This is a genomic window from Pseudomonas sp. LD120, assembly GCF_009861525.1.
GTDB lineage: Bacteria > Pseudomonadota > Gammaproteobacteria > Pseudomonadales > Pseudomonadaceae > Aquipseudomonas.
On sequence record NZ_WVHL01000005.1, the window covers coordinates 2524913 to 2544504 of the forward strand.

At 57.0% G+C, this 19592-nt stretch carries 22 protein-coding genes and 1 tRNA gene; 19 read left to right on the forward strand and 4 right to left on the reverse strand.

All coding sequences use genetic code 11. The annotated features are described in order from the left end of the window. The first annotated feature begins 186 nt into the window (after window positions 1-186). The 8 genes from PLD_RS25980 (at window position 187) to PLD_RS26015 (ending at window position 7896) form a co-directional block, all read left to right on the forward strand. Window positions 187-636 carry a hypothetical protein gene (locus PLD_RS25980; RefSeq protein ID WP_159898213.1) on the forward strand — a complete coding sequence of 150 codons (450 nt, stop codon included), beginning with the start codon at window positions 187-189 and terminating at the stop codon, window positions 634-636. Window positions 637-916: 280 nt separating this feature from the next. Beyond that, on the forward strand, window positions 917-1873 hold the full coding sequence (locus tag PLD_RS25985) for a sugar ABC transporter substrate-binding protein (protein ID WP_159897542.1): 957 nt from the start codon (window positions 917-919) through the stop codon (window positions 1871-1873). A gap of 58 nt (window positions 1874-1931) precedes the next feature. Further along, the gene (locus PLD_RS25990) at window positions 1932-3485 is read left to right on the forward strand and encodes a sugar ABC transporter ATP-binding protein (RefSeq protein WP_159897543.1); all 1554 of its coding nucleotides are present in this window, start codon (window positions 1932-1934) and stop codon (window positions 3483-3485) included. Beyond that, complete coding sequence (locus PLD_RS25995; RefSeq protein WP_159897544.1) at window positions 3482-4459, forward strand: ABC transporter permease; 978 nt, start codon at window positions 3482-3484, stop codon at window positions 4457-4459. Before PLD_RS25990 ends, PLD_RS25995 begins: the two co-directional genes overlap by 4 nt. Window positions 4460-4462: 3 nt before the next feature. After that, window positions 4463-5482: a LacI family DNA-binding transcriptional regulator gene (locus PLD_RS26000; RefSeq protein WP_159897545.1), complete on the forward strand. Its 1020-nt coding sequence runs from the start codon at window positions 4463-4465 to the stop codon at window positions 5480-5482. A gap of 24 nt (window positions 5483-5506) precedes the next feature. Beyond that, window positions 5507-6424, forward strand: a complete 918-nt coding sequence (rbsK, locus tag PLD_RS26005; RefSeq protein ID WP_159897546.1) for a ribokinase — start codon at window positions 5507-5509, stop codon at window positions 6422-6424. After that, window positions 6421-6825, forward strand: coding sequence for a D-ribose pyranase (gene rbsD / locus PLD_RS26010; protein WP_159897547.1), 405 nt, complete (start codon window positions 6421-6423; stop codon window positions 6823-6825). The genes rbsK and rbsD overlap by 4 nt, the downstream gene beginning before the upstream one ends. Window positions 6826-6867: 42 nt before the next feature. Then, window positions 6868-7896, forward strand: coding sequence for a nucleoside hydrolase (locus PLD_RS26015; RefSeq protein ID WP_159897548.1), 1029 nt, complete (start codon window positions 6868-6870; stop codon window positions 7894-7896). A 30-nt stretch (window positions 7897-7926) separates the two neighbouring features. Here PLD_RS26015 and PLD_RS26020 read toward each other — a convergent pair whose 3' ends face one another. Then, on the reverse strand, window positions 7927-8139 hold the full coding sequence (locus tag PLD_RS26020) for a hypothetical protein (RefSeq protein ID WP_159897549.1): 213 nt from the start codon (window positions 8137-8139) through the stop codon (window positions 7927-7929). A gap of 166 nt (window positions 8140-8305) precedes the next feature. On the opposite strand from PLD_RS26020, the gene PLD_RS26025 reads away from it, so the two are divergent. Beyond that, window positions 8306-8611: a hypothetical protein gene (locus PLD_RS26025; RefSeq protein ID WP_159897550.1), complete on the forward strand. Its 306-nt coding sequence runs from the start codon at window positions 8306-8308 to the stop codon at window positions 8609-8611. Between the two features lie 161 nt (window positions 8612-8772). Then, a complete protein-coding gene (locus tag PLD_RS26030) occupies window positions 8773-9084 on the forward strand; it encodes an I78 family peptidase inhibitor (protein ID WP_159898214.1) in 312 nt (103 codons plus the stop codon). Window positions 9085-9155: 71 nt separating this feature from the next. Here PLD_RS26030 and PLD_RS26035 read toward each other — a convergent pair whose 3' ends face one another. Beyond that, window positions 9156-9368, reverse strand: a complete 213-nt coding sequence (locus tag PLD_RS26035; protein ID WP_003179963.1) for a cold-shock protein — start codon at window positions 9366-9368, stop codon at window positions 9156-9158. A 293-nt stretch (window positions 9369-9661) separates the two neighbouring features. Next, on the reverse strand, window positions 9662-9961 hold the full coding sequence (locus PLD_RS26040; protein WP_159897551.1) for a hypothetical protein: 300 nt from the start codon (window positions 9959-9961) through the stop codon (window positions 9662-9664). A gap of 385 nt (window positions 9962-10346) precedes the next feature. Between PLD_RS26040 and thrS the strand changes: the two genes are divergently transcribed. From thrS to PLD_RS26085, 9 genes are all read left to right on the forward strand, one after another. Continuing rightward, window positions 10347-12269: a threonine--tRNA ligase gene (gene thrS, locus PLD_RS26045; protein ID WP_159897552.1), complete on the forward strand. Its 1923-nt coding sequence runs from the start codon at window positions 10347-10349 to the stop codon at window positions 12267-12269. Next, window positions 12269-12820, forward strand: a complete 552-nt coding sequence (gene infC, locus PLD_RS26050; protein ID WP_178116248.1) for a translation initiation factor IF-3 — start codon at window positions 12269-12271, stop codon at window positions 12818-12820. The genes thrS and infC overlap by 1 nt, the downstream gene beginning before the upstream one ends. A 60-nt stretch (window positions 12821-12880) precedes the next feature. Next, the gene (gene rpmI, locus PLD_RS26055) at window positions 12881-13075 is read left to right on the forward strand and encodes a 50S ribosomal protein L35 (protein ID WP_002553160.1); all 195 of its coding nucleotides are present in this window, start codon (window positions 12881-12883) and stop codon (window positions 13073-13075) included. Between the two features lie 30 nt (window positions 13076-13105). Continuing rightward, complete coding sequence (gene rplT, locus PLD_RS26060; RefSeq protein WP_081818697.1) at window positions 13106-13462, forward strand: 50S ribosomal protein L20; 357 nt, start codon at window positions 13106-13108, stop codon at window positions 13460-13462. Between the two features lie 110 nt (window positions 13463-13572). Then, complete coding sequence (gene pheS, locus PLD_RS26065) at window positions 13573-14589, forward strand: phenylalanine--tRNA ligase subunit alpha (protein ID WP_011060419.1); 1017 nt, start codon at window positions 13573-13575, stop codon at window positions 14587-14589. A 35-nt stretch (window positions 14590-14624) separates the two neighbouring features. After that, entirely contained in the window at window positions 14625-17003 is a 2379-nt protein-coding gene (pheT, locus tag PLD_RS26070; RefSeq protein WP_159897553.1) for a phenylalanine--tRNA ligase subunit beta, read from the forward strand. A 3-nt stretch (window positions 17004-17006) separates the two neighbouring features. Beyond that, window positions 17007-17309, forward strand: a complete 303-nt coding sequence (gene ihfA / locus PLD_RS26075) for an integration host factor subunit alpha (RefSeq protein WP_002553164.1) — start codon at window positions 17007-17009, stop codon at window positions 17307-17309. After that, a complete protein-coding gene (locus PLD_RS26080) occupies window positions 17290-17646 on the forward strand; it encodes a MerR family transcriptional regulator (protein WP_159897554.1) in 357 nt (118 codons plus the stop codon). Before ihfA ends, PLD_RS26080 begins: the two co-directional genes overlap by 20 nt. An 88-nt stretch (window positions 17647-17734) precedes the next feature. Beyond that, window positions 17735-17811: transfer RNA gene (locus tag PLD_RS26085), tRNA-Pro, on the forward strand. Between the two features lie 195 nt (window positions 17812-18006). Here the strand turns inward: PLD_RS26085 and PLD_RS26090 are convergent. After that, window positions 18007-19533: an IS66 family transposase gene (locus PLD_RS26090; protein WP_159889786.1), complete on the reverse strand. Its 1527-nt coding sequence runs from the start codon at window positions 19531-19533 to the stop codon at window positions 18007-18009. Window positions 19534-19592: the final 59 nt, after the last annotated feature.

Here is a 19592-nt window from a genome sequence, read left to right on the forward strand (position 1 = left end):
TTTTATTTCTATTTTTGATGACGGTGGAGTGGCGTGCGTCCGGGTTTCCGAACGTTTGCGCGGGTGGGCGTTCGGCAATCCGAAAATGCCCGTCAGCGGTTTGCCACAAGGAGGCAGGGGCCGTCATTAAAGAATGTCGCGAGGCGGTCGATGACCCGACAGGATCTTTTTTTTTCAGGAGTTCATATGTCTCTGTCAGTGGGATTTCCTGGCGCAGGAGCGATTTTGATCAATGGCAAGTCGTCGGCGACCATTGATGCATTGAGTAATGCCGCAGCCGATGAGGCGTCCACGGCGCTGGGCACTGATGAGTCGGACACCCTCAGGGTTGGTTCCAGCAAGCAGGCCGAAAAGTCCGAAGCCGCAGACTCAGGTGGAGATAATCAGAGTATCGTCGTCAAGATGCTGCTCAAGCGTATGCAAGAGTTGCAGGAGCAGCTCAAGCAGCAGCAACAGCAATTGGCTGCCGCCCAGGCCACCGACTACCCGACCCCTGAAGCCAAGCAGACTGTGGTCATGGGGCTTCAAGGGCAGATCGCCCAAACCAATGGGGCCCTGGCAGAGGTATCGGGCAATCTAGTTCGGGAGCTGGCCAAGGGCTCCTCCTCAGGCGGCCTGGTAAACACCACCGCATGACCTTCAGAGCCTGTTCGACGCTACGGTGCGGACAGGTTTCTCCTCCCCCGCAGCGGGTTATTGCCCCCTGTCTATCTGCTTTTCAAGACACGGATCGGCGTTGACAAACTCTGGCGAGATTCGCATAGTTTGGTTTACGCAAACGTTTGCGCGCCTTTGGAGAAAGACAATCGTCTATTTTTCCAGGATGCGGTACCGGCCTTTCATGCAGGCCGATGACGGCCTGCTCTCCCTGCGGTGCGAACGCTGCTCACAATAATCATAAGATCGGAGTGAATTCATGACGCTGCCCTTCGCTGGACGTTTACTCGCTGTTGCGGTCCTGGCTGCTGCATCCGCTGCGCTTCCTCTCTCTTCGGCCCTGGCCGACGCCCCGCAAAAGCCCAAGGTTGCGCTGGTCATGAAATCCCTGGCCAACGAGTTCTTCCTGACCATGGAAGATGGCGCCAAGGCCTATCAGAAAGACCATTCCGCTGATTTCGACCTGGTGTCCAATGGCATCAAGGATGAAACCGACACCGCCAACCAGATCCGCATTGTCGAGCAGATGATTGTGTCCAAGGTCAACGCTCTGGTGATTGCGCCCGCTGACTCCAAGGCCATGGTGCCGGTGATCAAGAAGGCGGTGGATGCCGGTATTACGGTGATCAACATTGATAATCAACTCGACCCCGAGGTGCTGAAAAGCAAGCGCATCAGCGTGCCTTTCGTGGGGCCTGACAACCGCAAGGGCGCGCGCCTGGTGGGTGAATACCTGGCCAAGCAACTGAAGGCCGGTGACGAAGTCGGAATCATCGAAGGTGTTTCCACTACTACTAACGCGCAGCAGCGTACGGCCGGCTTCAAGGATGCAATGGACGCCGCGCAGATCAAGGTGGTGTCGCTGCAATCCGGTGATTGGGAAATCAACGCCGGCAATCGCGTGGCCTCGGCCATGCTCAGCGAATACCCGAACCTCAAGGCGCTATTGGCTGGTAACGACAGCATGGCGGTGGGCGCGGTTTCTGCAATACGTGCCGCTGGCAAGACAGGCAAAGTGCAGGTGGTGGGCTATGACAACATCAATGCCATCAAGCCTATGCTCAAGGATGGCCGGATCCTGGCTACCGCCGACCAGTTTGCCGCCAAGCAGGCAGTGTTTGGTATCGAGACTGCACTGAAGATCCTCAAGGGCGAGAAGGTCGACAGCGGTACCAATGGCGTGATCGAAACTCCGGTTGAGCTGGTCACCAAGTAGTCATTGCGACGGCACAACGGCGCTCGCCCGACCAGGCGGGCGCATGGGAGAGTTCCTTATGTCAGTTTCCGCTGCGAACGCTGTCCTCTCGGTCAGCGGTATCGGCAAGACTTATGCACAACCTGTGTTGACCGGCATCGATCTGACACTGATGCGCGGTGAAGTGCTGGCGCTGACCGGTGAGAACGGCGCCGGTAAGAGCACCTTGTCAAAGATCATTGGTGGCTTGGTCAGCCCGACCACAGGCCACATGCAGTTCAACGGCCAGGACTATCGTCCCGGTAGTCGCGCCCAGGCCGAAGACTTGGGGATCCGCATGGTCATGCAGGAACTCAATCTGCTGCCGACCTTGTCGGTGGCCGAAAACCTGTTCCTCGACAACCTGCCCAGCAACGGTGGCTGGATCAGTCGCAAGCAACTGCGCAAAGCAGCGATCGAAGCCATGGCCCAGGTCGGCCTGGATGCCATCGACCCTGACACCCAAGTGAGCGAGTTGGGTATTGGTCATCAACAGATGGTGGAAATCGCCCGCAACCTGATCGGTGATTGTCATGTGCTGATCCTCGATGAACCGACGGCCATGCTCACCTCCCGTGAGGTGGAGATGCTTTTCGAGCAGATCACTCGTCTGCAGGCCCGTGGCGTGTCGATCATTTATATCTCCCATCGTTTGGAGGAACTGGCTCGCGTAGCCCAGCGCATTGCTGTATTGCGTGACGGTTGCCTGGTGTGTGTCGAGCCCATGGCCGACTACAACAGCGAACAGTTGGTGAACCTGATGGTAGGTCGGGAGCTTGGCGAACACATTGATCTGGGCGAGCGCAAGATCGGTGCGCCGATGCTGACGGTCCGTCACCTCAGCCGTTCGGATAAGGTCCTGGACGTATCGTTCGAGGTGCGCAGCGGCGAAATTTTCGGGATTTCCGGTTTGATCGGGGCCGGGCGTACCGAGTTGCTGCGGCTGATCTTTGGTGCTGACGTCGCCGACAGCGGCAGCATTGCCCTGGGTACGCCGGCGCGGTCGGTGAGCATTCGCTCTCCCGTCGATGCGGTAGCCAATGGCATTGCCCTGATTACCGAGGACCGTAAGGGCGAAGGCCTGCTGCTGACTCAGTCGATCAGCGCCAACATCGCGTTGGGCAACATGCCGGCGATTTCCAGTGGCGGTCTGGTCAAGCCTGAGGATGAGGTGCAACTGGCCCAGCGGCAGATCGATGCCATGCACATCCGTAGTTCCAGTCCGGCACAAACGGTGTCTGAGTTGTCCGGGGGCAATCAGCAGAAAGTGGTGATCGGCCGTTGGCTGGAGCGCGACTGTTCGGTGCTGCTATTCGATGAGCCCACTCGGGGTATCGACGTAGGTGCCAAGTTCGATATCTACGGCCTGTTGGGTGAGTTGACTCGTCAGGGCAAAGCCTTGGTGGTGGTGTCCAGCGACCTGCGGGAGTTGATGCTGATCTGCGATCGCATCGGCGTGCTCTCGGCGGGGCGTTTGATCGACACCTTCGAGCGCGATAGCTGGACCCAGGACCAATTGCTTGCCGCCGCGTTTGCCGGCTACCAAAAACAAGATGCGCAGCTCAATGCCGCGACGCCAAGGAACACACCATGAAAACTGCACCAGCAAGTGGCAAGCGAGGCGGCCATTATTACGGCCTCGGCACTTACCTGGGGCTGGCGGGGGCGTTGTTGGGGATGATCGTCCTGTTCTCCCTGCTCAGCAGCCATTTTTTGTCGTATGACACCTTCAGCACCCTGGCCAACCAGATTCCCGACCTGATGGTGCTGGCGGTGGGCATGACCTTCGTGCTGATCATCGGTGGCATCGATCTGTCCGTGGGCTCGGTGCTGGCCCTGGCCGCCTCGACGGTCAGTGTGGCGATCCTCGGCTGGGGATGGAGCGTGGTGCCTGCGGCGTTGCTGGGCATGGCGTGTGCGGCGCTGGCGGGAACCGTCACCGGGTCGGTCACCGTGGCCTGGCGTATTCCGTCGTTCATCGTTTCCCTGGGCGTGCTGGAAATGGCCCGGGGCGTGGCCTACCAGATGACCGGCTCGCGCACGGCCTATATCGGCGACGCCTTTGCCTGGCTGTCGAATCCGATTGCCTTCGGCATTTCGCCGTCGTTTATCATTGCCCTGCTGATTATTTTTCTGGCCCAGGCGGTGCTGACGCGCACTGTGTTCGGCCGCTACCTGATCGGCATCGGTACCAACGAAGAGGCGGTGCGCCTGGCGGGGATCAACCCCAAACCCTACAAGATCCTGGTGTTCAGTCTGATGGGGTTGTTGGCGGGCATCGCTGCGCTGTTTCAAATTTCTCGCCTGGAAGCGGCGGATCCGAATGCGGGCTCCGGTCTGGAGTTGCAGGTCATCGCTGCGGTGGTGATTGGCGGCACCAGCCTGATGGGGGGGCGCGGTTCGGTGATCAGCACCTTCTTCGGCGTCTTGATTATCTCCGTGCTGGCTGCAGGCCTGGCGCAAATCGGCGCATCGGAGCCGACCAAGCGCATCATCACCGGCGCAGTCATCGTGATTGCCGTGGTGCTGGATACCTATCGCAGTCAGCGCGCCAGTCGGCGGGTTTGATTCATGGCAACAATCAAGGATGTGGCGGCACTGGCGGGGATTTCCTACACCACGGTGTCCCATGTGCTGAACAAGACGCGGCCGGTCAGCGAAGAAGTTCGGATCAAGGTCGAAGCGGCGATCAAGCGCCTGGACTACGTGCCCAGCGCGGTCGCGCGTTCGCTCAAGGCCAAGACCACGGCAACCATCGGCCTGCTGGTGCCCAACAGCCTCAATCCGTACTTCGCGGAACTGGCGCGGGGCATCGAGGATTACTGCGAGCGTAATGGTTATTGCGTAATCCTCTGCAACTCCGACGACAACCCGCAGAAGCAGCGCAATTACCTGCGGGTGTTGCTGGAAAAGCGCATCGACGGGTTGATTGTGACTTCGGCGGGGGGCGACAGCGGCTTGGCCCAGGGGTTGGCCGGGGTGCGCACGCCGATGGTGATTGTCGACCGTGGATTGGAAGGGTTGGATGCCGATCTGGTGCGTATCGATCACCAGTACGGCGCCTACCTGGCCACTCGGCATTTGTTGGAGCTGGGCCATCGGGACATCGCCTGCATTGCGGGTCCGGCCAATACCAGCGCGGCGCAGATGCGTCTGGCGGGGTTTTATCAAGCGTTGCGGGAGGCCGGTGTTGCAGTGCCCGCGCAGCGCATCCTGGAAAGCGATTTCAGCAGTACGGGGGGCTATCAGGTTGCGGCACAGTTGCTCTCAGAGCATCCGCCCAGCGCGATTTTTGCCGCTAACGACATGATGGGGATCGGCGTGCTAAGGGCGGCGGCGGAGCGCAACATTCGCGTGCCCAGTGAGCTGTCCGTGATCGGTTTCGACGACATCCTCATGAGTCGCTATGTCTTTCCGGCGTTGACCACGGTCGGTCAGTCGATCCTGCAACTGGGGGAGACCGCGGCAGAGTTGTTGTTGCGCCGGATCGCGAGCCCGGACCTGCCGATCGACCAGCGCATCGTTACGCCGAATATTGTCTTGCGGGAGTCGACTGCGCCGCTCGGTGGCGCATTTGCCGAATACCGTTGAACCGAATTGATTGAGTATCGATGTATGCCAGCAAAAGTAGTGGTAGTGGGCAGCCTCAACATGGACCTGGTGACCCGGGCCGAGCGCCTGCCCCGTGGCGGTGAAACGCTGATCGGCACATCCTTCGCCACGGTTTCCGGCGGTAAGGGGGCTAACCAGGCGGTGGCGGCCGCGCGATTGGGGGCCCGGGTATCGATGATCGGCTGTGTCGGCAGTGATGCCTATGGCGAGCAATTGCGTGGAGCTTTGCTGGCTGAACAGATCGACTGTCAGGCCGTGAGCGTGGTCGAGGGTTCCAGCGGCGTTGCGTTGATCGTGGTGGATGACAGTAGCCAGAACGCGATTGTCATCGTTGCCGGCAGTAATGGTTTGCTTGGCCCTGAGACGGTCGCCCGGTTCGATGCGGTGTTGCAGCAGGCCGAGGTGATTATCTGTCAGCTTGAAGTGCCGTTGGCGACGGTGGGCTACACCCTCAAGCGTGGGCAGGCGCTGGGCAAGACGGTGATTCTCAATCCGGCGCCGGCCAGCGGCCCGCTGCCGGCTGAGTGGTATGCCTCGATCAATTACCTGATCCCCAACGAGAGTGAGGCAACGGCCCTCAGCGGCGTGATGGTGGACTCTCTGGAGAGCGCCGAGGCCGCTGCCGCTTGTTTGATCAAGGCCGGTGCCGGCAAGGTCATCATCACTCTGGGGGCGCAAGGCTTGTTGTTCGCGAGCGAAGATGAGTTCGAGCGTTTTCCGGCGCCCAAGGTCAAGGCAATCGACACCACAGCGGCAGGGGATACCTTTGTCGGTGGTTTTGCCGCAGCCCTGGCGTCCGGCATGACCGAGGCCGAGGCCATTCGCTTTGGCCAGGTGGCCGCGGCGTTGTCGGTGACGCGTGCAGGCGCGCAGCCCTCCATTCCCTCGTTGTCCGATGTTCAGGCGTTTGTTCCGTTATGAAAAAGACCCCGTTGCTCAACATCGCTCTGTCCCGCTTGATTGCATCCCTTGGTCATGGCGACGTCGTGGTGATCGGTGATGCCGGTCTACCGGTACCGCCCGGTGTTGAACTGATCGACCTGGCCTTGACCCATGGCGTTCCGGACTTTCTCAGCACTCTCAAGGTGCTGCTCAGCGAGATGCAGGTGGAGCGGCATGTGCTGGCCGAGGAGATGCTGCTCAAGCAGCCGACGCCTCTGGTTGAGCTTGAAGCGTTGACCGCCCGCGCCGAACTGGGACAGCGGCAACTGATGAGTCACGAAGATTTCAAGGCGCTCTGTCGACAGGCCCGTGCGGTAATTCGCACGGGGGAGTGCCAGCCGTATTGCAACATCGCCCTGATTGCCGGAGTGACCTTCTAGGTTGCTGTCCGGCGGTTCTTTACCTTGCACAAGGAGTGCGCCATGTACCGCTATGCTCAGTTGTTTCAACATTGTTTCCGGAGGCTGCTGCTTGTGTCTTTGCTCATTGCTACCGGCGCTCAGGCGGCGGGAAAAGTCGATCTGATCATCGACACCGATCCGGGGGCCGATGATGTCGTTGCTCTGCTGTTCGCCCTGGCATCGCCCGAGGAGTTGCACATTCGCGCCTTGACCACCGTTGCCGGTAACGTGCGCCTGGACAAGACTTCGCGTAACGCCCGACTGGCACGCGAGTGGGCTGGGCGCGAGGAGGTGCCGGTCTATGCTGGCGCCCCCAAACCACTGTTACGCATGCCAATCTATGCCGAAAACATTCATGGCAAAGAAGGTCTCTCCGGGGTGGCCGTGCATGAGCCCAAGGCGCCACTGGCCCAGGGCAGCGCAATCAATTACCTGATCGATACACTGCGAGCGGCGAAACCCCACAGCATGACCATCGCGATGCTCGGGCCGCAGACCAATCTGGCGTTGGCGCTGATTCAGGCGCCGGATATCACTCAGGGCATCAAGGAAGTGGTGGTTATGGGCGGCGCGCATTTCAATGGCGGCAATATCACCCCGGTGGCCGAGTTCAACCTGTTCGCCGACCCTCAGGCTGCAGAGGTGGTGCTCAAGAGTGGTGTCAAGCTGACCTACCTACCACTGGATGTGACCCACAAGGTGCTGACCAGCGATGCTCGACTGCAAAAAATCGCTGCGCTGAACAACAACGCCAGCAAGGTGGTGGGCGATATCCTCAATGAGTACGTCAAGGGCGATATGGAGCACTATGGGATCCCCGGTGGTCCGGTGCATGACGCCACTGTGATCGCGTATCTGCTCAAGCCTGCGCTGTTCAGTGGGCGCCAGGTCAACATGGTCATCGACAGTCGCGAGGGACCAACCTTCGGTCAGACCATCGTCGACTGGTACGACGGTCTGAAGCAGGAAAAGAACGTGTTCTGGGTGGAGGGCGGTGATGCTCAAGGGTTCTTCGACTTGCTCACCGAGCGCCTGGCACGCCTCAAGTAAGCATCGCCCCCGCCGGCGCCGCCTGGGGGGTTAGTCTCGTTGCGCGTCCTGTAGGCCCTGTTGATCGGCTGGGTACTTTCCGAATACCTGTTCAATGAAGGCTAGAGCGGACTGGGTCCCCAGCTCCTTGACCAGTAGGTCTATACCAAGGATCGCCAATTCTTCCGGGCTCCCAGGGCTGTAGTAGCACTGGCCCTGGGGCCACTTGGCTTTGATATCGGCGTCGATACTCACGGTGATCATGAACGTCTCAAAAAATTGAACGGGGGCGGTCGCCAGTACAGGTCTTGGGCGAATGTTTGTCGCGCCGCAGAGTTAAGCATGTTGCCTGGCGTTTGACACTCCGACTTAGGCATCAGACAGAGGGCTATGCGACACTGCTGTTTTTCCTGTGTTCAAGGACGTTTGTGTGCAAATCGATTTGAATCAGCCTGATGCCCTGACCCTTGAAGCAGTGCGTCAGCTCCTGGCTTCGGCCAGCGACAATGTACATACCCAGTTGCGTGTGACTAAGGCTGGAATGGCCTATATCTCTTCGGGAGTGGTGGGCGGCGCCGAGATCGACGGATTGTTGTTTCGTCTGGAGACTTGGGCGGCCGGGTCCGGTTATGTCGGCCTGGTAGCCGCCAGCGATGAGGTTTGGGTGATGCAGGTCTTCAATGCGCTCAAGCAGAACTGGCCGAAGCCGGCCTTTGACTACATCGATATTTATTGAGCGCTGCTCATATTCAGTGACGAATGTCCTGTGAAAGTGTTGTGATGGCTGAGGCAGACTTGCCCGCCATCCGCTCGATAGGGCCAGTGGCAGCTTGTTTTGAAACCAAAAGCCAGATCGGCTGTCGCACCATCTCTGCTTATTTTTTAAAAGGAGGCTTCATGCCTTGGAAGCTCGCTTCATTCGGAACTTTGTTGGCCGCTGTTGTCCTCAGTGGGTGCAGCACGGCCGGTTCGACAAAAGAGCCTGCGGTCTCTGAGTCCGGGTACACCCGCTGTGAAGCAACTGCTGCCGAGTTTGCCATCGGCAAGAAGGCTTCCCCAGCGTTGCTTGAGCAAGCTCGCAAGCGAGCGGGGGCGCAGTATGCAAGGTTCCTCAAGCCTAATGACATGATCACGCTGGAATACCGTTCCGACCGTCTTAACCTCAATACCGATGCCAGTCTGGTAATCACGCGGGTCAACTGTGGCTAATGGTTGAGGCTTTTTGATCGCCCATAAAAAACCCCGCCACATGGACGGGGTTTTTTTAGCTCGCTGAGATTTTACTCAGGGCGAACTTGTGCAGCTTGCATACCCTTTTGGCCTTTCTCAGCCACGAAGGAAACGGTCTGGCCTTCTTTCAGGCTTTTGAAACCGTCGCTTTCAATAGCTTTGAAGTGTACGAACAGGTCGTCACCGCCACCTTGAGGAGTGATGAAGCCGAAGCCTTTTTCATCGTTGAACCATTTTACGGTGCCGGTTTGGCGATTAGACATGGTGTATCTCCAAGAAACATATATTTTCAGTAGTGCTGTGCTGCTCAGGCCAACTGGGCACACCGAGCTATCATAGTCGAAATGTTCGACTTGGGAGCCCCCTGCGGGTGCTGTTTGCCCTGGATATCGGTGCTATTTACTGTCTTGGTTGGCTGCAGGCCCCGGATTAAGGGGCTTTCGCGGAAAAAAAAGGGTGATAAAAAAACCCGTAAAAGCTGGGTGAATGGTGAAAAAAACCGCTTTTCAGTCTCATCGGCTAGGGTTGGCGCGGCCCGTTTCCGAGCCAGGCTGGGTTATTTGACTGCTCGGCAAGCGGCTATAGCGTTCAGTGCTCGGGTTCTCAGATCGGCGCTGGGCTGCTTGGTTTTGCTCATCAGTTCCTTGATTTCTTCAGTGGTGAATTTTTCAGTCAGTTTTTCGGCGCCGCAGGCGCAGTGTTTCTCTGCACTTTTAGCGTCGATGTTCTGGCTGGCGGCTGCAGTGCAGTCCTTCATATAGTCTGCGCGGGCTCCTGCAGGCCAGGCGGCTTGGGCACTCAAGGGCAGCAGCAGGGCAAGTGGAGCGGCGAGGGCAAGCAGTTTCATGAGGCGCATGAGTCTGGATCTCCTGGAGTCGATAGCATTTACGGCGATTCTCCGGCTATTTGAGGGGCAGCGTACATATCAAGTTCACTTTCATCATTAAAAGAGCGGAAGCCGTGATTCGAAAAGCTTGCTACACGGCGATCCCGATCTTTCTGTGCTAGCATGCCCGGCTTGGGTGTTTTTCAGCTTTGGGCTTTTTACTTCCCTTGCCGTCTATGCCTCATTAATTTTTGATTTGAACCCCAGTCACTCTGGTTCGGTTTCTCGGTTGGCCGCAAGGCTCTTGCCACTGTGAGGCAGGCGTTCGTAACAGAATGGCCGGACTGAATCGCGTACTGGCTCATCCCAACCCATGTGACCTTTGGTAGGGGTCACCACTAGGAGAGGAGGCGCCATGCCCACCATTACTCTTCCCGACGGCAGTCAACGCTCATTCGATCATCCGGTTTCCGTGGCTGAAGTCGCCGCATCCATCGGCGCAGGCTTGGCCAAGGCCACCCTGGCCGGCAAGGTCAATGGCAAGCTGGTTGATGCCTGTGATGTGATCGACGGCGATGCGACTTTGCAAATCATCACGCCAAAAGACGAAGAGGGGCTGGAGATCATTCGCCACTCTTGCGCTCACCTGGTGGGGCATGCGGTCAAACAGCTGTATCCGACCGCTAGGATGGTTATCGGTCCAGTCATTGATGAAGGCTTTTATTACGACATCGCCTATGAGCGTCCTTTCACCCCCGAGGACGTGACGGCCATCGAGCAGCGGATGCAACAGCTGATTGAAAAAGATTACGACGTGATCAAGAAGGTCACGCCGCGGGCCGAAGTGATCGAGGTGTTCAAGGCGCGTGGTGAAGACTACAAATTGCGCCTGGTTGAGGACATGCCGAACGAACAGGCGATGGGGCTCTACTATCACGAAGAATACGTCGATATGTGTCGTGGCCCGCACGTACCGAACACACGCTTCCTGAAATCGTTCAAGTTGACCAAGTTGTCTGGCGCCTACTGGCGCGGCGACGCGAAGAACGAGCAATTGCAGCGCGTTTATGGCACTGCCTGGGCGGACAAGAAGCAGCTTGCTGCTTACATCCAGCGTATCGAAGAGGCTGAAAAGCGCGACCATCGCAAGATCGGCAAGCGCCTGGGCCTGTTCCATACCCAGGAAGAGGCGCCGGGCATGGTGTTCTGGCACCCGAATGGCTGGACCCTGTACCAGGTTCTTGAGCAATACATGCGCAAGGTGCAGCGTGACAACGGCTACCTGGAGATCAAGACTCCGCAGGTGGTTGATCGCAGCCTCTGGGAAAAATCCGGGCACTGGGCCAACTACGCCGAGAACATGTTCACCACCGAGTCGGAAAGCCGCGACTACGCGATCAAGCCAATGAACTGCCCATGCCATGTGCAGGTGTTCAATCAAGGCCTGAAGAGTTATCGCGAGCTGCCTTTGCGTCTGGCCGAGTTCGGGGCTTGTCACCGTAACGAGCCGTCTGGCGCGTTGCACGGAATCATGCGTGTGCGTGGTTTTACTCAGGATGATGCACACATTTTCTGTACTGAAGATCAGATGCAAGCTGAGTCCGCTGCGTTCATCAAGTTGACCATGGATGTTTATGCCGATTTCGGCTTCAAGGACATCGAAATGAAGCTGTCCACGCGTCCTGAAAAGCGTGTGGGTTCCGATGAGCTGTGGGATCGTGCGGAAAACGCGCTGGCTGCTGCTCTTGACAGTGCTGGTCTGCCTTACGATCTGCAGCCAGGGGAGGGCGCGTTTTATGGTCCTAAGATTGAGTTCTCGTTGAAGGATTGCTTGGGGCGTGTATGGCAGTGCGGTACCTTGCAACTGGACTTCAATCTGCCAATCCGTCTGGGCGCTGAATACGTTTCCGAAGACAATAGTCGTAAGCATCCAGTGATGCTGCATCGGGCTATTCTCGGATCCTTCGAACGTTTTGTCGGGATTCTGATCGAGCATTACGAGGGGGCTTTTCCGGCGTGGCTGGCTCCGACTCAGGCCGTAGTGATGAATATCACTGATAAACAGGCAGATTTTGCCCTGGAAGTAGAAAAAACACTCAATCAAAGCGGATTTCGTGCCAAGTCCGACTTGAGAAATGAAAAGATCGGCTTTAAAATCCGCGAGCATACTTTGCTCAAGGTTCCCTATCTCTTGGTTATTGGAGATCGGGAGGTCGAGATGCAGACTGTCGCTGTGCGGACCCGTGAAGGTGAAGATCTGGGCTCAATGCCCCTTACCCAATTCTCGGAGTTCCTCGCACAAGCGGTTTCCCGGCGTGGTCGCCAAGATTTGGAGTAATTATTATTAAGCGTGATATGAGACAAGATAAACGAGCTGCACCGAAAGCCCCGATCAACGAGAATATCTCGGCACGCGAGGTTCGGTTAATTGGCGCTGACGGCGAGCAGGTTGGCATCGTCTCGATTGATGAAGCGCTTCGTATAGCTGAAGAAGCCAAGCTGGATCTGGTGGAAATTTCCGCCGACGCAGTTCCGCCTGTTTGCCGGGTGATGGATTACGGCAAATCGATCTTCGAGAAGAAGAAACAGATTGCTGCTGCGAAGAAGAACCAGAAGCAGATTCAGGTTAAAGAAATCAAGTTTCGTCCAGGGACGGAGGAAGGGGATTACCAGGTAAAACTGCGCAACCTGGTACGTTTCCTGAGTGACGGGGACAGGGCCAAGGTATCCTTGCGATTCCGCGGCCGTGAGATGGCCCACCAGGAGCTGGGGATGGAACTTCTCAAGCGGGTTGAAGCTGACCTGCAAGAGTATGGTTCGGTCGAACAGCATCCTAAGATGGAAGGACGCCAGCTGATCATGGTCATCGCCCCGAAAAAGAAGAAATAATCAACAGGGCACGGCAGGCCTTCTGATTATGTTTATCAACTGAATGCGGAGTATCCGAACATGCCAAAGATGAAAACCAAAAGTGGTGCTGCTAAGCGGTTTCTGAAAACTGCGAACGGTATCAAGCACAAGCACGCTTTCAAGAGCCACATCCTGACCAAAATGTCGACCAAGCGTAAGCGTCAACTGCGCGGTAGCAGCTTGCTGCATCCGTCTGACGTGGCAAAAGTCGAGCGCATGCTGCGCCTTCGTTAATTTTTGGATCAAGAATAGAGGAAGTAACTCATGGCTCGTGTAAAGCGTGGCGTCATTGCCCGTAAACGTCACAAAAAAATTCTGAAACTTGCTAAAGGCTACTACGGTGCTCGTTCGCGCGTATTCCGTGTTGCCAAGCAAGCGGTAATCAAGGCAGGCCAGTACGCCTACCGTGACCGTCGTCAGAAAAAACGTCAGTTCCGCGCTCTGTGGATTGCTCGTATCAACGCTGGTGCTCGTATTAACGGTCTGTCGTACAGCCGTTTGATCGCTGGCCTGAAAAAGGCGTCTATCGAGATCGACCGTAAGGTTCTGGCTGATCTGGCAGTGAACGAAAAAGCGGCGTTTGCTGCGATTGTCGAGAAAGCTAAAGCCACCTTGGCTTAAGTACCCCCGACAGTCATCCGGGCTCACCTTTCGTGGGCTCTGGTGTTAAACGTCATAAATAGGGGAAGAGCCTTCAAGCTCTTCCCCTATTTTGTATCTGGAGTCTGTACATGGAAAACCTGGATGCGCTGGTTTCTCAAGCACTTGAGGCCGTGCAACACGCTGAAGACATCAATGCCCTGGAGCAGATCCGGGTTCACTTCCTTGGCAAGAAGGGCGAACTGACTCAGGTGATGAAGACCCTGGGTAACCTGCCTGCCGAAGAGCGCCCGCAAGTCGGTGCGCTGATCAATGTGGCCAAGGAGCGTGTGACAGAGGTTCTCAATGCTCGCAAAGCCGCTTTCGAAGAGGCGGAACTCAGCGCCAAGCTCGCCGCCGAATGCATTGACGTAACCCTGCCGGGCCGTGGCCAGACCTCCGGTGGTCTGCACCCGATTACAAGGACCCTGGAGCGTATCGAGCAGTTCTTCACCCATATCGGCTATGGCATTGCCGAAGGCCCTGAGGTTGAAGACGACTATCACAACTTTGAGGCGCTCAACATCCCAGGCCATCACCCGGCCCGGTCGATGCATGACACCTTCTATTTCAATGCGAACATGTTGCTGCGTACCCACACCTCGCCGGTACAGGTCCGCACCATGGAGTCGCAGCAGCCGCCGATTCGCATCGTTTGCCCGGGCCGTGTGTATCGTAGCGACTCCGATATCACCCACTCACCAATGTTCCACCAGGTCGAAGGCCTGCTGGTCGACCGCGATATCAACTTCGCCGACCTGAAAGGCACCATTGAAGAGTTCTTGCGGGTTTTCTTTGAAAAAGAACTGGCCGTACGTTTCCGTCCATCCTACTTCCCGTTCACCGAGCCCTCCGCCGAAGTTGATATGGAGTGTGTGATGTGCAGCGGCAAAGGCTGCCGTGTCTGCAAGCAGACTGGCTGGCTGGAGGTGATGGGTTGCGGAATGGTTCACCCAAACGTGCTGCGTATGTCCGGGATCGATCCGGAAGAGTTCCAGGGCTTTGCCTTCGGCATGGGGGCCGAGCGTCTGGCCATGCTGCGTTACGGTGTCAATGACTTGCGCCTGTTCTTCGACAACGACTTGCGGTTCCTTGCGCAATTTCGCTAGTCGCGCGTCCGTAACGAACTTATTAGGAGAGCAGGATGAAATTCAGTGAACAATGGCTGCGTGGCTGGGTTAGCCCGCAGGTAAGTCGTGACGAGCTGGTTGCCCGTCTGTCGATGGCCGGTCTTGAGGTTGACAGCGTAACGCCAGCCGCCGGTGATTTCAGTGGTGTAGTGGTTGGGGAGGTGCTGAGCACCGAGCAGCATCCGGATGCTGACAAGCTGCGTGTGTGCCAGGTCAGCAATGGCGCGGAAACTTTTCAGGTTGTTTGCGGTGCGCCGAATGTGCGTCCAGGTCTGAAAATTCCGTTTGCGATGATTGGCGCCGAGCTGCCGGGCGATTTCAAAATCAAGAAGGCCAAACTGCGTGGTGTTGAATCCAACGGTATGCTGTGTTCTCAGGCAGAGTTGCAGATTGGCGAAGGCAATGACGGTCTGATGGAGCTACCGGCCGATGCTCCGGTGGGGGAGGACGTTCGCGTCTATCTGAACCTGGACGATGCCAGTATTGAGGTCGATCTGACTCCAAACCGTGGTGACTGCCTGTCGCTTGCCGGTCTGGCCCGTGAGGTCGGTGCGCTCTATGCCGCTAAAGTGCAGCGCCCTGAAGTAAAAGTGGTTGCCGCAGTGCACGACGAAGTACGCCCTGTGGAAGTGCTTGCTCCGACGGCCTGCCCGCGCTATCTGGGTCGGGTTATTCGCAATGTCGATTTGTCCAAGCCGACCCCTCTGTGGATGGTTGAACGCTTGCGTCGTGCCGACGTGCGCAGTATCGATGCGGCGGTGGACATCACCAACTATGTGATGCTCGAACTGGGCCAGCCGCTGCATGCTTTCGATCTCGCCGAAATCAACGGCGGTATTCGAGTGCGCATGGCCGAAGAGGGCGAGAAACTGGTACTGCTCGACGGCCAGGAAGTTACCCTGCGTAGCGATACCCTGGTGATTGCTGACCACACCCGTGCTCTGGCAATCGCTGGCGTTATGGGCGGTGAGCACAGTGGCGTTACCGCAAACACCCGCGATGTGTTTTTGGAAAGCGCTTTCTTCGACCAGATTTCGGTTGCTGGCAAAGCCCGTTCCTATGGCCTGCATACCGATGCTTCTCATCGCTATGAGCGTGGTGTGGACTGGCAGTTGGCTCGCGAGGCCATGGAGCGTGCAACTGGCTTGTTGCTGGAGATCACTGGCGGCGAAGCAGGTCCGATCATCGAAGCTGTCAGCGAGCAGCACTTGCCATCTGTTGCACCTGTGACGCTGCGCGCTGAGCGCATCACCCAGATGCTGGGCATGGAAATCGACGGTCCCGAGGTCGAGCGTCTGCTCACCGCGTTGGGCTTGACAGTCACTGCCGATGGCGCAGGCCAATGGCGCGTTGAAGTGCCAAGCCACCGTTTCGATATCAGCCTTGAAGTCGACTTGATCGAAGAGTTGGCGCGTCTCTACGGCTACAACCGTTTGCCGGTTCGTTATCCGCAGGCTCGTCTGGCTCCTCAGGCCAAAGCGGAAGCGCAAGGTGATCTGCCTGCCTTGCGGCGTCTGCTGGTAGCCCGTGGTTATCAGGAAGCAATCACTTATAGCTTCATCGATCCGAAATTGTTTGAGCAGTTCACTCCAGGTGTTGAACCGCTGCTATTGGCCAACCCGATTTCGGCTGACATGGCGGCCATGCGCTCCTCTTTGTGGCCTGGCCTGGTCAAGGCGCTTCAGCACAACCTGAACCGTCAGCAAGATCGCGTCCGCATGTTTGAAAGCGGTTTGCGCTTTATCGGTCAATTGGAAGGTCTTAAGCAGCAACCGATGTTGGCGGGAGTTGTTTGCGGTAGCCGGTTGCCTGAAGGTTGGGCGCAAGGTCGTGATGGCGTTGACTTCTTTGATGTCAAAGCAGATGTCGAGGCAGTATTGGGCTTCGCAGGTGCTTTGGATGCATTTACTTTTGTACCGGGCAAGCACCCAGCGCTCCACCCTGGCCAGACTGCACGTATCGAGCGTGACGGTCGTGAGGTTGGCCATCTGGGGGCTCTTCACCCTGAGCTAGCGAAGAGCCTAGGACTGGATCGTCCAGTTTATGTGTTTGAACTGGTTCTGGGAGAGGTAGCCCAAGGTCGTCTGCCGAAGTTCCATGAGCTATCACGCTTTCCGGAAGTTCGTCGTGATCTGGCGCTGCTGGCGGATCGCGATGTATCGGCAAGCGCTGTGCTGGACGTGATACGTGAGAGTGCAGGTGAATGGCTCAAGGACCTCAGGCTATTTGACGTGTATCAGGGTAAAGGCATTGATCCGCATAGAAAAAGCCTTGCAGTCGGCTTGACCTGGCAGCATCCATCGCGCACTCTTAATGACGATGAGGTGAACTCTACGACACAAAACATCCTCACCTCGCTCGAACAAAGGTTGAACGCCACGTTAAGGAAGTGACGTATGGGGGCTCTGACGAAAGCTGAAATGGCCGAACGTCTCTACGAAGAGCTGGGCCTGAATAAACGCGAGGCTAAGGAATTGGTCGAGCTGTTTTTTGAAGAAATCAGGCACGCTCTCGAAGATAACGAACAGGTCAAATTGTCCGGTTTCGGTAACTTCGATCTTCGGGATAAACGCCAGCGTCCTGGCCGCAACCCGAAGACGGGTGAAGAAATTCCGATCACGGCCCGCCGTGTGGTCACCTTTCGTCCAGGGCAAAAGTTGAAGGCCCGAGTTGAGGCTTATGCTGGAACCAAGTCATAACGACGAACTCCCGGTTATTCCAGGTAAACGCTACTTCACCATTGGTGAAGTCAGCGAGCTCTGTGCGGTGAAGCCGCATGTGCTGCGTTATTGGGAGCAGGAGTTTCCTCAACTCAACCCCGTCAAGCGTCGTGGAAATCGCCGGTATTATCAGCGCCAGGATGTGCTGATGATCCGGCAGATTCGAGCGCTCCTTTATGATCAGGGATTCACCATCGGTGGAGCGCGTTTGCGCCTTTCCAGCGATGAGGCCAAAGACGATACAACCCAGTACAAGCAACTGATTCGTCAGATGATCTCTGAGCTGGAGGATGTGCTGGTAGTGCTCAAGAAATAAATCTCCATTTTAAATACTTCCACTTTTCAAAAGCTTGCGGTATATTCCTCAACGTTTCCTGAGAAGTGAAACAGGTTTAACGCCTAGTCGGGGCGTAGCGCAGTCCGGTAGCGCACTAGCATGGGGTGCTAGGGGTCGAGTGTTCGAATCACTCCGTCCCGACCATATTTTTCAATGACTTAGCCCAATCTTCACAGGTTGGGCTTTTTCATGTCTGGAGAATACTCCTACATTTCCCCCCCCCATTGTTTTTCTTCGAGTTGCTGGCATACAGCTCTCTAATTAGGGGGGGCGGCTTGCTGTATTTCCTGCTCTTACTTCTGGCGGCTGTAAGCGTCTGCCCAACTCACGTTGCGTAAGTCAGACAGATACCCACTGATGCGGCAGCAGTTGGTCGATCTCACTCGCCCGTTGCGTCGGCAACCGCGTCAGCACATCTTTGAGATAGGCATACGGATCGTGCCCATTCATGCGCGCCGACTGGATCAAGCTCATGATCGCCGCCGCCCGTTTGCCGCTGCGAAGCGATCCGGCAAACAACCAATTCGAACGGCCAAGCGCCCACGGTCTGATCTGGTTTTCGACTGGATTGTTGTCTATGGGGACAGCGCCATCATCCAGGTAGCGCGTCAGCGCGATCCAGCGTTTAAGGCTGTAATCCAAGGCTTTGGCCGTCGCTGACCCGTTGGGCACAAGATCGCGCTGGGTCAACATCCAGTCGTGCAGTGTTTTTGCCAGCGGCGCTGCTTTTTCTTGCCGTATTCGGCGGCGATCCTCATCGCTCATGTCCCGCGCTTGGCGTTCAACTTCGTACAGGCCACCAATCGAGTGCAGCGCCTGTTCGGCCAGCTGACTTTTATTCGCCACGTGCAGATCGAAAAACTTGCGGCGGGCGTGGGCCATGCAGCCGATTTCGATCATGCCTTTCTCGAAGCCAGCTTTGTAGCCAGCAAAGTCGTCGCACACCAGCTTGCCGTTCCATGAGCCGAGGAAGTTACGTGCATGCTCACCTGCCCGGCTCGGGCTGAAGTCATAGACCACGGCCTTGAGCACCGAAAACGGCGTGGTGCAGTAAGCCCATACATAAGAACGGTGAGTTTTCTTCTGTCCGGGCGCAAGCATCTGCACCGGCGTCTCGTCGGCATGGACGACTCGTTGGGCCAAAACGGCTTCTCGCAAGGCATCAACCAGCGCCTGAAGCTGCACACCGGTCTGTCCAACCCATTGAGCCAGTGTGGAGCGCGGGATCGCTAAACCGGCACGTCCGAAGATTTTCTCCTGCCGATACAACGGCAAGTGGTCAGCGAACTTCGCAACCATCACATGGGCCAGCAGACCTGCGGTTGGGATGCCTTTGTCGATCACTTGGGCCGGTACTGGTGCCTGGATCAGTGTTTCGCACTGACGGCAGGCCCATTTCCCACGCACATGCTGTTCGACGGTGAACACGCCTGGCGTGTAATCCAGTTTCTCGCTGACGTCCTCGCCGATGCGCTGAAGTTGGCAACCGCAAGTGCACTGAGTGTTTTCTGGTTCGTGATGAATGACGGTACGTGGAAACTGCGACGGCAGCGGCGCGCGCTTTGGCTTTTGGCGCGCTACTTCTGGAGCAGGAGTCGGAAGCAGTGCCGTCAGCTCGGCGTCGATAGCCTCAAGATCGGTGTTAAGAAGATCGTCGAGCAAGCTGCCTTGCTCAGGACTGATCTGCTCGCTGCGCTTGGCAAACCGGTGCCGCTTGAGGATCGCGATCTCGTGGGTCAACTGTTCGATGATGGTTTGATCGCGGTGGTTCTTTCTGCCCATGGTGTCGACCTTCGACATCAACTGCGCAGCGAGTGCACGCAGTTGGTCGGGGGTCATGTGGTCGAGGTTTGGCATAGAAGTCATGCCGTGGATTTTACCAAAGCCGACCGCGTGCGACAGCGTGTTCTGGGTTTAATTACAGC

What these genes read in the sequence shown, in the direction of transcription:
- PLD_RS25980 (WP_159898213.1), top strand. Translation starts at nt 187, where the DNA reads ATGTCTCTGTCAGTGGGATTTCCTGGCGCAGGAGCGATTTTGATCAAT.
- PLD_RS25985 (WP_159897542.1), top strand. Translation starts at nt 917, where the DNA reads ATGACGCTGCCCTTCGCTGGACGTTTACTCGCTGTTGCGGTCCTGGCT.
- PLD_RS25990 (WP_159897543.1), top strand. Translation starts at nt 1,932, where the DNA reads ATGTCAGTTTCCGCTGCGAACGCTGTCCTCTCGGTCAGCGGTATCGGC.
- PLD_RS25995 (WP_159897544.1), top strand. Translation starts at nt 3,482, where the DNA reads ATGAAAACTGCACCAGCAAGTGGCAAGCGAGGCGGCCATTATTACGGC.
- PLD_RS26000 (WP_159897545.1), top strand. Translation starts at nt 4,463, where the DNA reads ATGGCAACAATCAAGGATGTGGCGGCACTGGCGGGGATTTCCTACACC.
- rbsK (WP_159897546.1), top strand. Translation starts at nt 5,507, where the DNA reads ATGCCAGCAAAAGTAGTGGTAGTGGGCAGCCTCAACATGGACCTGGTG.
- rbsD (WP_159897547.1), top strand. Translation starts at nt 6,421, where the DNA reads ATGAAAAAGACCCCGTTGCTCAACATCGCTCTGTCCCGCTTGATTGCA.
- PLD_RS26015 (WP_159897548.1), top strand. Translation starts at nt 6,868, where the DNA reads ATGTACCGCTATGCTCAGTTGTTTCAACATTGTTTCCGGAGGCTGCTG.
- PLD_RS26020 (WP_159897549.1), bottom strand. Translation starts at nt 8,139, where the DNA reads ATGATCACCGTGAGTATCGACGCCGATATCAAAGCCAAGTGGCCCCAG.
- PLD_RS26030 (WP_159898214.1), top strand. Translation starts at nt 8,773, where the DNA reads ATGCCTTGGAAGCTCGCTTCATTCGGAACTTTGTTGGCCGCTGTTGTC.
- PLD_RS26035 (WP_003179963.1), bottom strand. Translation starts at nt 9,368, where the DNA reads ATGTCTAATCGCCAAACCGGCACCGTAAAATGGTTCAACGATGAAAAA.
- PLD_RS26040 (WP_159897551.1), bottom strand. Translation starts at nt 9,961, where the DNA reads ATGCGCCTCATGAAACTGCTTGCCCTCGCCGCTCCACTTGCCCTGCTG.
- thrS (WP_159897552.1), top strand. Translation starts at nt 10,347, where the DNA reads ATGCCCACCATTACTCTTCCCGACGGCAGTCAACGCTCATTCGATCAT.
- rpmI (WP_002553160.1), top strand. Translation starts at nt 12,881, where the DNA reads ATGCCAAAGATGAAAACCAAAAGTGGTGCTGCTAAGCGGTTTCTGAAA.
- rplT (WP_081818697.1), top strand. Translation starts at nt 13,106, where the DNA reads ATGGCTCGTGTAAAGCGTGGCGTCATTGCCCGTAAACGTCACAAAAAA.
- pheS (WP_011060419.1), top strand. Translation starts at nt 13,573, where the DNA reads ATGGAAAACCTGGATGCGCTGGTTTCTCAAGCACTTGAGGCCGTGCAA.
- pheT (WP_159897553.1), top strand. Translation starts at nt 14,625, where the DNA reads ATGAAATTCAGTGAACAATGGCTGCGTGGCTGGGTTAGCCCGCAGGTA.
- ihfA (WP_002553164.1), top strand. Translation starts at nt 17,007, where the DNA reads ATGGGGGCTCTGACGAAAGCTGAAATGGCCGAACGTCTCTACGAAGAG.
- PLD_RS26080 (WP_159897554.1), top strand. Translation starts at nt 17,290, where the DNA reads ATGCTGGAACCAAGTCATAACGACGAACTCCCGGTTATTCCAGGTAAA.
- PLD_RS26090 (WP_159889786.1), bottom strand. Translation starts at nt 19,533, where the DNA reads ATGACTTCTATGCCAAACCTCGACCACATGACCCCCGACCAACTGCGT.